The 13,830-nt window shown below is 71.7% G+C and carries 11 protein-coding genes; 8 read left to right on the forward strand and 3 right to left on the reverse strand.

Translation table 11 applies throughout. The annotated features are described in order from the left end of the window. Positions 1-35: 35 nt before the first annotated feature. Complete coding sequence (locus H0H10_RS15675; RefSeq protein WP_188181563.1) at positions 36-1,667, reverse strand: penicillin-binding transpeptidase domain-containing protein; 1,632 nt, start codon at positions 1,665-1,667, stop codon at positions 36-38. Positions 1,668-2,635: 968 nt separating this feature from the next. On the opposite strand from H0H10_RS15675, the gene H0H10_RS15680 reads away from it, so the two are divergent. Beyond that, entirely contained in the window at positions 2,636-3,013 is a 378-nt protein-coding gene (locus H0H10_RS15680) for a hypothetical protein (protein ID WP_188181564.1), read from the forward strand. 120 nt (positions 3,014-3,133) lie between these two features. On the opposite strand, the gene H0H10_RS15685 is transcribed toward H0H10_RS15680, so the two are convergent. After that, a complete protein-coding gene (locus H0H10_RS15685; protein ID WP_188181565.1) occupies positions 3,134-4,876 on the reverse strand; it encodes a dolichyl-phosphate-mannose--protein mannosyltransferase in 1,743 nt (580 codons plus the stop codon). A 96-nt stretch (positions 4,877-4,972) separates the two neighbouring features. On the opposite strand from H0H10_RS15685, the gene rsmI reads away from it, so the two are divergent. The 5 genes from rsmI (at position 4,973) to H0H10_RS15710 (ending at position 9,212) form a co-directional block, all read left to right on the forward strand. Further along, entirely contained in the window at positions 4,973-5,821 is an 849-nt protein-coding gene (gene rsmI / locus H0H10_RS15690) for a 16S rRNA (cytidine(1402)-2'-O)-methyltransferase (protein ID WP_188181566.1), read from the forward strand. Between the two features lie 166 nt (positions 5,822-5,987). Further along, positions 5,988-6,359 carry a hypothetical protein gene (locus tag H0H10_RS15695; RefSeq protein WP_188181567.1) on the forward strand — a complete coding sequence of 124 codons (372 nt, stop codon included), beginning with the start codon at positions 5,988-5,990 and terminating at the stop codon, positions 6,357-6,359. 40 nt (positions 6,360-6,399) lie between these two features. Beyond that, the gene (locus H0H10_RS15700; RefSeq protein ID WP_188181568.1) at positions 6,400-7,281 is read left to right on the forward strand and encodes a TatD family hydrolase; all 882 of its coding nucleotides are present in this window, start codon (positions 6,400-6,402) and stop codon (positions 7,279-7,281) included. A 166-nt stretch (positions 7,282-7,447) separates the two neighbouring features. Continuing rightward, positions 7,448-8,308 carry a 16S rRNA (adenine(1518)-N(6)/adenine(1519)-N(6))-dimethyltransferase RsmA gene (rsmA, locus tag H0H10_RS15705; RefSeq protein ID WP_188181569.1) on the forward strand — a complete coding sequence of 287 codons (861 nt, stop codon included), beginning with the start codon at positions 7,448-7,450 and terminating at the stop codon, positions 8,306-8,308. Between the two features lie 7 nt (positions 8,309-8,315). Then, complete coding sequence (locus H0H10_RS15710) at positions 8,316-9,212, forward strand: 4-(cytidine 5'-diphospho)-2-C-methyl-D-erythritol kinase (protein ID WP_188181570.1); 897 nt, start codon at positions 8,316-8,318, stop codon at positions 9,210-9,212. 9 nt (positions 9,213-9,221) lie between these two features. Here the strand turns inward: H0H10_RS15710 and H0H10_RS15715 are convergent, their stop codons facing one another. Continuing rightward, the gene (locus H0H10_RS15715) at positions 9,222-9,818 is read right to left on the reverse strand and encodes a Uma2 family endonuclease (protein ID WP_188181571.1); all 597 of its coding nucleotides are present in this window, start codon (positions 9,816-9,818) and stop codon (positions 9,222-9,224) included. Positions 9,819-9,974: 156 nt separating this feature from the next. On the opposite strand from H0H10_RS15715, the gene H0H10_RS15720 reads away from it, so the two are divergent. Beyond that, positions 9,975-11,783 (forward strand): ABC-F family ATP-binding cassette domain-containing protein, encoded by a 1,809-nt coding sequence (locus H0H10_RS15720; RefSeq protein ID WP_188181572.1) that lies wholly within the window; start codon positions 9,975-9,977, stop codon positions 11,781-11,783. A gap of 235 nt (positions 11,784-12,018) precedes the next feature. Continuing rightward, the gene (locus H0H10_RS15725; protein ID WP_188181573.1) at positions 12,019-13,773 is read left to right on the forward strand and encodes an outer membrane protein assembly factor BamB family protein; all 1,755 of its coding nucleotides are present in this window, start codon (positions 12,019-12,021) and stop codon (positions 13,771-13,773) included. The last annotated feature ends 57 nt before the right edge of the window (positions 13,774-13,830 follow it).

Here is a 13,830-nt window from a genome sequence, read left to right on the forward strand (position 1 = left end):
GGCGACCACCCTAGGGTCCCGTCCGGCCGGGTGGTTCAGCCGCCCGCCCGCAGGACGTCCGCCACGATCGGGCCGGCCGCGTCACCGCCGTGGCCGCCCTCCTCGGTCATGGCCGCCGCCGCGACGTCGTTCCGGAAACCGGTGAACCAGCTGTTGGACGTGGCCTGCCCGTCGACCTCGGCCGAGCCGGTCTTCGCGCCGATGTCGCCGCCGAGCCCGGACATGGCCTCCTGGGCGGTGCCCTGCCTGGCGGTGAGCCGCATCATCTGCTTGAGCTGGGCGGCGGTGCTCTGCGGCAGCCCCTTGGCGGTGGCCAGCTGCCGGCCGTCCAGGTCCGGCGAGACCAGATAGGGCTGGCGGAAGGTGCCGGTGATGGCGGTCGCCGTCACCGAGGCCATGTTCAGCGGGTTCATCTGGACCTGGCCCTGGCCGATGGCGTTGGCGGCGCGGTCCGGGCCGCCGGACGCGGGGACCTTGCCGTCGAAGGAGACGATGCCGGTCTGCCAGTCGTCCCGGCCGAGTCCGAACCGCTCCTCGGCCTCCGCCGTCAGCGAGGCGTCCGTGAGCGGCTCCTCGTCGACGAGCTTGATGAAGCCGGTGTTGCAGGACCGCATGAAGGTGTCGGCGAGCGTGGCGCTCTCGTTGGGCTCGAGGCCCGTCAGGTTCTTGAAGGTCTGGCTCTGCCAGGTGGCGGTGTCCGGGCAGGGCGCCGGGCCGTTCATCGAGGTCACGCCGTTGTCGATGAGCATCGCGGCGGTGATGATCTTCATCGTGGAGCCGGGGGCGACCCGGCCCTGGAAGGCCGCGTTGAAGCCGTCGGCGCGGTTGTTCGCCACGGCCAGCACCTCGCCGGTGCTCGGCTTGACCGCCACCACCGACGACTCGCCGTACCGCTCGACCGCCCGCTCGGCCGCCGCCTGCACGCTCGCGCTCAGCGTCGTGCGCAGCTTGCCGGGCTCGCCCTCGGCCAGCGTCAGCAGCGGGGTGTCGGCGGTCTCCCGGGCCGCGTGGCGGACCACCAGCTCGACGCCGGGGGTGCCGCCCGCCTTGTCGCCGTACTTCTGGCGCAGCGTGTCCAGGACCGGGCCGAGCGAGGGGTACTTCTCCTTGGTCAGCACCGTGCCGTTGCGGTCCACGGCCTCGATCGGCGGGCTCGCCGACTCCTCCGTGACCAGCGTGTCGTCCGGCTGCTTGAGCTCGGGGTGGACGACGGACGGCCGCCAGTCGACCAGCGCCCGCCCGGTCGTCTCCCCGCGCACCACCGTCAGCCGGCTCTTGTACGTCAGCGGCTTGGTCTTCCCCTCGAAGGACACCTTCGCGCTGACGGTGAACGGCACGGTGACGCCGCTCGCCGTGCCGGGTGTGATCTTCACACCGGTGATGTGGGCGGCCTCGCCGTAGGCCGTCAGCAGGGTCTCGGCCGCCGCGTCGTTGTTCGTGTACGACGCCGCCGTCGCCGCCTGACCCTTCTCCCAGGCCGAGAAGAACTTCTCCGTCGTCTCCTCGACCTCGTCACCGCTGGGCGGTCCGCTCTTCGGCGCCGAGCCGGCCGTCCCCGAGCTGCCGCCGTCCAGCGCCGACACGATGTTGTAGGCGCCGTACCCCGCTCCGCCCACCATCACGGCGAAAACGCCGCCTATGACGGCGGCCTTCACCCCCTTGCCCATTGGGCCGTCCCCTCCCCGTGGGGCCCTTCCGCACGTCTTCTGAACGTGTTCAGAAAGGCCGATCGTCGGCTCACTCTAAGCGCACGGACCGACACGCGGCACGGCCGTTTCCGTTTGTTGGCCGAACGGAGATCAGCCGGCTGGCCCGGGTCGACGGACAGACCGGGACGTTCCCTCTCAGGCCTCAGCTGGTCTGAACTCCTCACCGGACCGGGTGTCCAAACTCCGGGACGGCGATGCTCTCCCGGCTGACGTGGGTGCTCGGCCGACGCCTGCCGCTGCTCAAGGACCGGCCCTGCGGCACAGGTTCACCAACGCTCACCCGTCCTGTCGTCCCCTTGCCTGTAACTCCCGGCCGCAACAGGGCCCTTGGGAGTCTGCCCCTCCGGAGTGGGGACGGGCCCTCAGCACTGTTCCGGAACTGCTCCGTCGTCAGCAACTGGTGTCGGGGCGGGCGATGGCAGCCGGCGAGGCGAACGTCTCGGACGCGATACGGCACTTGATGCAGCGCCGGACAGTGCGATCCGAGCATGCGGGGTCGAAAACGATCCCATCGGGGATGCGGAGGTTGTGGCAGCCCCAGGGGGGTGGGTGCCCACATGCTCGTGCGGGAGCTGACCGGCACCTTCCCCGCACATGCCGCCACCCGACCACCTCTGGCTGACACCAGGTCACCGTCGCGCCTCGCGGCGCAGCGTCACGCGCCGCGGCCGTTAGTTGCCCAAAAGGCCCATCAGGCACAAATAGACATCTCTCGGATGGCTCGCTACGGTCGAAATCACAGGCGCTACAGCTGCAGCAGTGAGCAGAGAAGTCGGCGCCAGAGGCCGGAATCCACCGGCCCGAATGGTACCCAGCGCATCGCGCTGCTGTGCAGGTACCGGTCCCGGTCCGCAGCCTCACACCTGACGCTCCGACTGGGGCGAGTCACCGTCTGCACGTACCAGTCTCGAAGGAAGAAGATAGCCATGCGCCCGAAGCGAACCATCGCACTAGTGGCGAGCCCCTTCATCGCGGCCGCGGCCCTGGCGCTCCCCGCCACGGCCATGTCGCAGGACTCGGACACCTCGGTGGCGTCCGCTCCACAGGCCCCGAACCAGCCCACCCCCACTCCCGCGGATCGGCGCCCCGATCAGCCTCCCGCTCCTACCCCGACGCCGACACCGACGAGGACACTCACACCTCAGCAGCAGGGCAACCTGGACGGACGGCTGGCCGGGAGCAAGGACGGCGAAGACTGCCTCCACCGCCAGTCCTTTGCGCCGAAGCAGACGAACTCGAGATACGTGGCGGCCTACACCAGCGCCTACGAGCGGAACTACGACAGGACCTGCATCGAGGAGTAGAGCAGGTAGCGGAGCCCTGCGTCGGATGTCCGGGGTCTGCGAAGGCAGGCCCCGGACCTTTCTTGCTCCGGTATTCAACCGTGTCGGGACCGGGCCGACGGCCGCCCCGCTTTGATCCCCTTAAACCCATGTGTCCAGCCACATCCGCGACCGCCAGTCGTCGATCGGGATCGCCGTGCCGGTGTAGATCGGCCAGAAGTAGATGAAGTTCCAGGCGATCAGCAGCACCAGCACACCCGCGCCCGTCGCCCCCGCCACACGCCGGGCGTCACTGGAGCCGGCCCGCCCCACGATCGCCCCCAGCAGCATCGCCACCGCCAGGCACAGGAACGGCAGGAAGACGACGGCGTAGAAGAGGAAGATCGTGCGCTCCTGGTACAGGAACCACGGCAGATAGCCGGCCGCCAGGCCGCACGCGATCGCGCCCGCCCGCCAGTCCCGGCGGAAGGCCCAGCGCCACAGCACGTACAGCAGGGCGAAGCAGCCCACCCACCACAGCAGCGGCGTGCCCAGCGCCAGCACCTCGCGGGCGCACTTCTCGCCCGCGTCGGCCGGGCAGCCGTCCGTGCCCGGCGCCGGTGACTCGTAGAAGTAGGACACCGGGCGGCCCAGGACGATCCAGCTCCACGGGTTGGACTGGTAGGTGTGCGGCGACGTGAGGTTGGTGTGGAACTCGTACACCTGCGTCTCGTAGTGCCACAGGCTGCGCCACCAGTCCGGGAACAGCCAGGACCAGGCGCTGTCCCTGCCGTCCGTAGCGGCCCAGTTGCGGTAGTAGCCGCCGCTGCCGTCGGTGGGGGAGAGGATCCAGCCGATCCACGACACGACGTAGGTGAAGACCGCGACCGGCACCGTCGACAGGAACGCCCAGCCCAGGTCGTGCCGCAGCACCGCCCGGTACGGGCGGCGGGCGCCCGCGACCCGGCGGGAGCCCACGTCCCACAGCACCGCCATCACGCAGAAGGCCGCCGTGATGTACAGGCCGTTCCACTTGGTGGCGATGGCCAGGCCCAGCATCAGCCCCGCCACGATCCGCCAGGGACGCCAGCCGAGGCGGGTCGTCTCGGCGACGCGCGCGTCCGGGCGGACCAGGCCGTCGGCGTCCACCGGCAGCGCCGCGGCGAGTTTCGCGCGCGCCCGGTCCCGGTCGACGACCAGGGCGCCGAACGCGGCCAGCACGAAGAACATCAGCACGCTGTCCAGCAGCGCGGTGCGGCTCATCACGAAGTGCAGCCCGTCCAGCGCCATCAGCGCGCCCGCCAGACAGCCCAGGAAGGTCGACCGGAACAGCCGGCGTCCGATCCGGCACAGCAGCAGCACCGACAGCGTGCCGAGCAGCGCCGTCATGAACCGCCAGCCGAACGGGTCGAACCCGAAGACCAGCTCGCCGAGCCCGATCACGGCCTTGCCGACCGGCGGATGGACGACGTACGCCGCGTCCGTCGGGATCGGGACGTCCCCGCCGGAGTTCAGGATCAGGTCGTTGGCGTTCTTGTCCCAGTTGACCTCGAACCCGCGGTGGATCAGCGCCCACGCGTCCTTGGCGTAGTACGTCTCGTCGAATATCACCGCCTTCGGGCTGCCCAGGTTCCAGAACCGCAGCACCCCGGCCAGCAGCGTCACCAGCAGCGGGCCGCCCCAGCCCGACCAGCGAACGACGCGGTCGGCGACCGGCCCCCGCAGGCCGAAGAAGGCCCACAGCCGCGGTCCGGGCCGCGTGTACGGCGGCACCAGCCGGTCGCGGACGTCGCTCGCGGGCCCCGCCGTGTGGCCGAAGCGGTGCAGCCGCTGCTGCCAGGGGGTCCGCCGGTCGTTCGGGGCCTGGTCCTGCCGGATGTCCGTGGAGGACGCGGTACTGGTCACCGCGCCATCGTAGGGAACCGTTCTGTGCGCGTCCCGCGCATGGCCCGGACCGGTCCGGATGCGTCCCCGTCCGTCCACCCCTGGGAGGATGGGGACGTGACTGGAACCCTTGTACTGGCGGGCACCCCCATCGGCGACGTCCAGGACGCCCCGCCCCGGCTCGCCGAGGAGCTGGCCGGAGCCGACGTCGTCGCGGCCGAGGACACCCGGCGGCTGCGCCGGCTGACCCAGGCGCTCGGCGTGACGCCCAAGGGGCGCGTCGTGTCGTACTTCGAGGGCAACGAGTCCGCCCGCACGCCGGAACTGGTCGAGGAGCTGGTGGGCGGCGCGCGCGTGCTGCTGGTGACCGACGCGGGCATGCCGTCGGTGTCCGACCCCGGCTACCGGCTGGTCGCCGCCGCCGTCGAGCGGGACGTGCGGGTCACCGCGGTGCCCGGCCCGTCCGCCGTGCTCACCGCGCTCGCCGTGTCCGGGCTGCCGGTCGACCGGTTCTGCTTCGAGGGCTTCCTGCCGCGCAAGGCCGGCGAACGGCTCTCCCGGCTGAAGGAGGTCGCCGAGGAGCGCCGGACCCTCGTCTACTTCGAGGCCCCGCACCGGCTCGACGACACCCTCGCCGCCATGGCCGAGGTGTTCGGCGACGGGCGGCGGGCCGCCGTGTGCCGGGAGCTGACCAAGACCTACGAGGAGGTCAGGCGCGGCCCGCTGGGCGAGCTGGCCGCGTGGGCGGCCGAGGGCGTGCGCGGGGAGATCACCGTCGTCGTCGAGGGCGCCCCGGACAAGGGCCCCGAGGAGATCGGCCCCGAGGAGCTGGTGCGCCGGGTGCGGGTGCGCGAGGAGGCCGGGGAGCGGCGCAAGGAGGCGATCGCCGCGGTGGCCGCCGAGGCGGGCGTCCCCAAGCGGGACGTGTTCGACGCGGTGGTGGCGGCCAAGCACGCGGGCGCCTGACCGTTCCTTGACCCGGGGCCCCGGAACGGGCCCCCGGACCAAGGGCAGTACAAATCGGCTCCAACTCCTCGGCAGGTCCGCTGCGCCCGGCCCCGCCGAGGAGTCCACTGGGTCCAGGGGCACGAACCCGCCCCCTCCAGCGGAACAGCTGACGTCAGGAGCCGGCATGGGTGAGAACACCAGGGTCACCGGGACCACCGCCGTCGTCCACGAGTCGTACTCCTTCGCCTGCATGCGCTGCGGGCACGGCTGGGAGCAGTCGTACGAGATAGAGCACCACCGGGACGCCGACGGCCACGAGTTCGTGCGCTACGTGGCGGACGGCCGGATCGTGCCCTCCCCGCTGAGCCGGCCCGCCTGCGCCAACTGCGACGGCCACGTCGTACGGATCATGCGGCCCGGGCGGGTCGCCTCGGCACGCGGCCCGGCGACGGGGCAGCACCGGGCGCCCGCCGCGGAGATCCCCCGGCAGCGCTCCCCGCGGCACCACCTCTCCGGCCTCCTGCACGCCCTCCACCTCCACCGCGGGGCGAGCTGACCCTTCCGGGTGCCCGCGGGACCTTTCGTAGGATCGGGGCATGCCTTCGAACGCGTCCGACAAGAACGCCGCCCCGCCGCTCCCGGAACCCCTCCGGGTCCCGGTCGCCGACTCCCACACCCACCTCGACATGCAGGCGGGCACCGTGGAGGAGGGCCTCGCCAAGGCCGCGTCGGTCGGGGTCACGACGGTCGTCCAGGTCGGCTGCGACATCAAGGGCTCCCGCTGGGCGGCCGAGACGGCGGCGGCGTTCGACAACGTCCACGCGACCGTCGCCCTGCACCCCAACGAGGCCCCGCGGATCGTCCTCGGGGACCCCGACGGCTGGTCCCGGCAGGGCGCGCGCGAGCCGGGCGGGGACGCCGGGCTGGACGAGGCCCTCGCCGAGATCGACCGGCTGGCCGCCCTCCCGCAGGTCAAGGGCGTCGGCGAGACCGGCCTCGACCACTTCCGCACCGGGCCGGAGGGCATGGAGGCCCAGGAGCGGTCCTTCCGCGCCCACATCGAGATCGCCAAGCGGCACGGCAAGGCCCTCGTCATCCACGACCGCGACGCCCACGCCGACGTCCTGCGCATCCTCAAGGAGGAGGGCGCCCCCGAGCGCACCGTCTTCCACTGCTACTCCGGCGACGCGGAGATGGCGGAGATCTGCGCCCGCGCCGGGTACTACATGTCCTTCGCCGGCAACGTCACCTTCAAGAACGCCCAGAACCTGCGCGACGCCCTCGCCGTGGCCCCGCCGGAGCTGGTCCTGGTGGAGACCGACGCACCGTTCCTGACACCGGCGCCCTACCGCGGCCGGCCCAACGCCCCGTACCTGGTGCCCGTCACCGTGCGCGCGATGGCCGCCGTGCGGGGCGTCGACGAGGACACCCTGGCCACGGCCCTCGCGGCGAACACCGCCCGCGCCTTCGGCTACTGACCCGGCACGTCGCGAAGTGCAGCCGCGTCGCCTTGGACGGTGACGACCGCTCCGCCGGTTTCCGGGCCCGAGCGGACCCTGGAGAGTGCCGGCGTGCGCAGAGCGCCGTGCGAGACGTGCACTGCGGGGCACGGCCGCACGGATGCGCCCCGGCTACCCTTGCGGGGTGAGCAGCCCCACCCCCGACGCCCTTCTGGGCCCCGCCGACGTCCGCGAACTCGCGACGGCCCTCGGCGTACGCCCCACCAAGCAGCGCGGCCAGAACTTCGTGATCGACGCGAACACGGTCCGCCGTATCGTCCGCACCGCCGAGGTACGCCCCGACGACGTGGTGGTCGAGGTGGGACCGGGTCTCGGCTCGCTCACCCTGGCCCTGCTGGAGGTCGCCGACCGGGTCACCGCGGTCGAGATCGACGACGTCCTCGCCGGGGCCCTGCCCGCCACCGTGGCGGCCCGCATGCCGGAGCGCGCCGACCGGTTCGCGCTGGTCCACTCCGACGCGATGCACGTGACCGAGCTGCCGGGCCCCGCCCCGACCGCGCTGGTCGCCAACCTCCCCTACAACGTCGCCGTGCCGGTCCTCCTGCACATGCTCGACACCTTCCCGAGCATCGAGCGCACCCTCGTCATGGTCCAGGCGGAGGTCGCCGACCGCCTCGCCGCCGGTCCGGGCTCGAAGGTGTACGGCGTCCCCTCGGTGAAGGCCAACTGGTACGCCGAGGTGAAGCGGGCCGGCGCCATCGGCCGCAACGTCTTCTGGCCCGCGCCGAACGTCGACAGCGGACTGGTGTCCCTCGTCCGGCGGACCGAGCCGCTGAAGACGACGGCGTCGAAGGCCGAGGTCTTCGCCGTCGTCGACGCCGCCTTCGCCCAGCGCCGCAAGACCCTGCGGGCCGCCCTCGCCGGCTGGGCGGGCTCCGCGGCCAGGGCCGAGGCGGCCCTCGTCGCGGCCGGAGTGTCACCGCAGGCGCGTGGCGAGGCCCTGACCGTGGAAGAGTTCGCGCGTATCGCCGAACACAAGGAGTGACGAGCAAGTGAGCGTGACGGTCCGCGTCCCCGCCAAGGTCAACGTGCAGCTCGCCGTGGGCGCCGCCCGCGCGGACGGCTTCCACGACCTGGCCAACGTCTTCCTCGCCGTCGGCCTGTACGACGAGATCACCGCGACCCCCTCGTCGCAGGGCCTGCGCATCACCTGCGAGGGCCCGGACGCCGGCCAGGTGCCGCTGGACCGCACCAACCTCGCGGCCCGCGCCGCGCTGGCCCTCGCCGAGCGCTACGGCCGTGAGGCCGACGTCCACCTGCACATCACCAAGGACATCCCGGTCGCCGGAGGCATGGCGGGCGGCAGCGCGGATGCCGCGGGCGCGCTGGTGGCCTGCGACGCGCTGTGGGGCACGGGAGCCTCCCGCGACGAGCTGCTGGCGATCTGCGCCGAGCTGGGCAGCGACGTGCCGTTCAGCCTGGTCGGCGGGGCCGCGCTCGGCACCGGGCGGGGTGAGAAGCTGACGGAGCTGGAGGTGGGCGGCACCTTCCACTGGGTGTTCGCCACGGCCGGGCGGGGGCTGTCCACCCCGGCGGTCTACCGCGAGCTCGACCGGCTGGCCAAGGGCCGGGACATCCCCGAGCCGGTCGCCGACCAGGCGGTGCTGGATGCCCTGGCGAAGGGCGACGCCGACGCGCTCGCCGTCGCGGTCACCAACGACCTCCAGCCGGCGGCGCTCTCCCTCTTTCCCGAACTGACGGACACCCTCGCTGCGGGCCGGGCGGCGGGTGCGCTGGCCGCGCTGGTCTCGGGTTCGGGCCCGACGACGGCGTTCCTCGCCTCGGACGCGAAGTCGGCGTCCGACATCGCCGGGGTGCTGCGGGCGTCGGGAACCTGCGCGACGGTGCGGACGGCTCAGGGGCCGGCGGCGGGGGCGACGGTGGTCTGAGGGGCCGGGTCAGAGTTCGTCGATGGCGGTCAGGTCGATGTCGACGGAGTACGGCTTGTCGACCTTGATCCGGTCACGGTGCATGCCCATGTGGATGTAGGCCTTGGTGAGCGGGTCGAGTTCGTAGACGTGGATGATGGGCCTGCCGCTCGTTCCGCCCTGCTCGACGCGCCAGAAGTTCGGGATGCCGGCCGCCGCGTACTTCTGAGGCTTGGTCGTGCGGTCACGGGACTCGGAGTCGGGGGAGACGACCTCGACGGCGAGGAGCACGTCCGCCGCCTGGTAGCTGGTCCGGTCCGGTCCGGTGATCGCGTCCGTGCGGACGACGCTCACGTCGGGCTCTGGGCCATTGCGTCGGTCGAGGACGACGGTCATCTCCCGCCGCACCCTGAATCCGCTGGGTGCGGTTCGGCGAAGGCCGTTGACCAGCAGGTCGATCACGATGCTGTGGAAATCCCGCTGCGGACTCACGAAAACCAGGCTCCCGTCGATCAACTCGGTGTGCGGCGGGAGATCCGGCAGGGTGGACAGGTCGTCCACGGTGTAGCCGTCCACGGGCGGCACCGGCCAGTGATGACAGCGGTGCTCTACGGACTCGGCGGTCATGGTTCCTCCCATGGACGGGATCCTGCTGCCTGCCCTCCACGGTAGCCGCCGGATCCCGATCAGGTCATCACAAAGAGTGACGTCCCCCGCGCGTGCCGCTCCGTTCCCCGGAACGCCTACGCTTGAAGGCTGATCGATCCCCCAGGCAGGAGAGAAATGGCCGTCAACCTGGTCAATGTCGAGAACGTCAGCAAGGTGTACGGCACCCGTGCCCTCCTCGACGGCGTGTCGCTCGGCGTCTCCGAAGGGGACCGGATCGGCGTCGTCGGGCGGAACGGCGACGGCAAGACCACGCTGATCCGGATGCTCGCCAAGCTGGAGGAGGCCGACACCGGCCGGGTCACCCACTCCGGCGGGCTGCGGCTCGGCGTGCTCACCCAGCACGACTCCCTCGACCCCGGGGCCACCGTCCGCCACGAGGTCATCCGGGACATGGCCGACCACGAGTGGGCGGGCAACGCCAAGATCCGGGACGTGCTGACCGGACTGTTCGGCGGGCTGGACCTGCCCGGGTTCCCGCAGGGCCTCGACACCGTCATCGGACCGCTCTCCGGCGGCGAGCGGCGCCGCATCGCGCTCGCCAAGCTGCTCATCGACGAGCAGGACCTGATCGTCCTCGACGAGCCGACCAACCACCTCGACGTCGAGGGCATCGCCTGGCTCGCCCGGCACCTGCGCGAGCGCCGCTCCGCGCTGGTCTGCGTCACCCACGACCGCTGGTTCCTCGACCAGGTCTGCACCCGCATGTGGGACGTGCAGCGCGGTGACGTCCACGAGTACGAGGGCGGCTACTCCGACTACGTCTTCGCCCGCGCCGAGCGCGAGCGCATCGCCGCCAGCGAGGAGGCCAAGCGGCAGAACCTGATCCGCAAGGAGCTGGCCTGGCTGCGGCGCGGCGCGCCCGCCCGCACCTCCAAGCCGCGCTTCCGGGTCGAGGCCGCCAACGAGCTGATCGCGGACGTGCCCCCGCCCCGGGACAGCAGCGAGCTGATGAAGTTCGCCTCCTCGCGGCTCGGCAAGACCGTGTTCGACCTGGAGGACGTGAGCATCCAGGCCGGTCCCAAGGTGCTGCTCAAGCACGTCACCTGGCAGCTCGGGCCGGGCGACCGCATCGGCCTCGTCGGTGTCAACGGCGCCGGCAAGACCTCCCTGCTGCGCGCCCTCGCCGAGGCCGCGTACAGCGAGGGCGAGCGGCAGCCGGCCGGCGGGCACGTGCGCGTCGGCAGGACCGTCAAGCTGGCCTACCTGTCCCAGGAGGTCGCCGAACTCGACCCCGACTGGCGGGTGCTGGAGGCCGTGCAGCGGGTCCGGGAGCGCGTCGACCTCGGCAAGGGCCGCGAGATGACCGCCGGGCAGCTGTGCGAGACGTTCGGCTTCGGCAAGGAGAAGCAGTGGACGCCGGTCGGGGACCTGTCGGGCGGTGAGCGCCGCCGGCTGCAGCTCCTGCGGCTGCTGATGGACGAGCCCAACGTCCTCTTCCTCGACGAGCCCACCAACGACCTCGACATCGAGACCCTGACCCAGCTGGAGGACCTGCTCGACGGCTGGCCCGGCTCGATGATCGTCATCTCCCACGACCGGTTCTTCATCGAGCGGACCACCGACCGGGTGTTCGCCCTGCTCGGCGACGGCACGCTGCGGATGCTGCCGCGCGGCATCGACGAGTACCTGGAGCGGCGCCGGAAGATGGAGGAGGCCGCGGCGGCGAACGTCCCGGCGGCCAGGCCGGCCGCGGAGGCGACCGAGAAGAGCGCCGCCGACCAGCGGGCCGCCAAGAAGGAACTCCAGAAGATCGAACGGCAGTTGGACAAGATCTCCGAGAAGGAGACCAAGCTGCACGCACAGATCGCCGAGAACGCCACCGACTTCGCGAAGGTGGCGGAACTGGACGCCGAACTGCGGGAGCTGACCGGGCAGCGCGAGGAACTGGAGATGCGCTGGCTGGAACTCGCGGAGGACGCCTGACCCCTGCGAGCGCGGGGCGCGCGTCGCGTGAAGGGGGCGTGAAGGCGCGTAACAGTGGCATCACGGGCCGGTCCTCCCTTGGGAACAGGGGCGGATGCGGCCCGGTGCCATGTCGGCCACGGGTGATACAAAGGGCCGTCTGAGAACTGTCTGAGTGACTGCCTGAGGACGACTCTGAGACCAGCGCGTACCTCAGGGCGTGGCTAAAAATCAGTGAGTAAGGGGGAACGCGCTGATGACTCAGCCGCCCAACCAGCCGCCGCAGCCCGGTGGCTTCGGAGCACCGCAGGATCCACCGCCGGGCGGTGGCTTCGGAGCCCCGCAGACCCCGCCGCCCCCGCAGGGCCCGCCGCAGACCCCGCCGTCCGGCGCGCCGCAGCCGGGGTACGGCTATCCGCAGCAGCCGCCGGGGCCGTACGCACAGCCGGGACCGTACAACTCCGGCCCGTACGCCCAGCCCCAGCAGCCGGGCCCGTACGGTCAGCAGCCCGGCTACGGCTACCCGCAGCCCCAGTTCCCCGGCGGCCCCGGCACCCCGCCGCCCGGCGGCTCCGGGTCCCGCAACCCCTTCAAGGGCAAGCCCGCCCTCGCCGTCGGCGCCGCGGTGGCGGCGCTGCTCGTCATCGGCGGCAGCGTGTGGGCGGTCACCGGCGGCGACGACGGCAAGAACAAGAAGCCGGTCGCCGGGAAGAGCGACGACGCCAAGCCCTCCGTCTCCGGCGCCCCGGTCAACCCCGGTGACGGCAGCGGCGACGGCGGCGAGGACCCCGACGACCTCAACGAGGGCCGCCAGGCGGGCGAGTCCAAGGTGCTCTGGTACAAGGAGGCGCCCGACGCGCCCGGTTCCGGCGCCGACGCCCCCGGCATGTGGATCACCGGCAAGACCGCGGTGAAGGCGGCGTACAAGCAGCTCTTCGCCTACGGCGTCGCCGACGGCAAGCCCGCCTGGGACCCCATCGCCTTCCCGCAGAAGATCTGCGCGGTCACCCCGGAGAAGACCGCCGACGACAAGATCGTCGTCGCCTACATGAGCGGCTTCAGCGACCGCGCCGAGTGCAACCAGCTCCAGGAGATCGACCTCGACACCGGCGCGAAGGGCTGGACGCAGAAGGTCGAGGACGGCGAGCTGTTCGACTCCACCCTCTCCATCGAACTGACCGTCAGCGGCACCACGCTCATGGTCGGCCGCTCCCAGTCCGGCACGGCCTACGACGTCACCAGCGGCAAGAAGCTGTACGACAAGAAGCGGTACGGCGACGCCTGCTTCCCGGCCGGGTTCGCCGGCGGCAAGGGGCTGCTCCAGGTCGCCTCCTGCGGCGCCGGCGGCAACAACGAGCACGACGAGGTGCAGGGGCTCGACCCCAGGACCGGCAAGGTCCTGTGGACCCAGAAGTTCGACAAGGGCTGGCGGGTCGCGAGGACCTACTCCGTCGACCCCGTCGTCGTCTACAGCACCAACGAGGACAAGAAGGCCTGGAACATCTCCACCTTCACCGCCGGCGGCAAGTTCCGCTCGCAGGTCGCCTTCGACGAGGACTTCGCCCCCGAGTGCGGCTGGGCCATCCTCGAACGCGACCTTCAGGGCTGCTCGGGCGTCGCCGTCGCCGGCGACACGCTCTACCTGCCGACCGAGGCGACCACCGGCGCCAACGAGATCGTCGCGGTCAACCTCGCCAACGGCAAGGAGAAGTGGCGGGTGAAGTCCCCGGCGGCGGAGTCGATGATGCCGATGAAGGTCGAGGGCGACCAGCTCATCGCGTACGTGCAGCCGTCGTACGACGCCGGCGGCCAGGTCGTGTCGATCCCGACGGGCGGCAGCAGCCACCGGCCGGCCAAGCTGCTGCAGAACCCGCAGGGCGCCGCGGACATCGAGAACGGCTTCTACTCCAAGGCGATCGACTGGGTCGACGGGCGCTTCTACATCTCCACCACCCGCCTGACCGGCAACGACGACACGAAGGAGAAGTTGATGCTCGCCTACGGCAAGTGATCTTCTCCGTCCGGTCGTCCCCGTCGCATTCGTCGTCTCCGCTCTTCGAGGTACTCA

Origin of the sequence: Streptomyces griseicoloratus (assembly GCF_014534645.1) — a bacterium.
Lineage (GTDB): Bacteria > Actinomycetota > Actinomycetes > Streptomycetales > Streptomycetaceae > Streptomyces > Streptomyces griseicoloratus.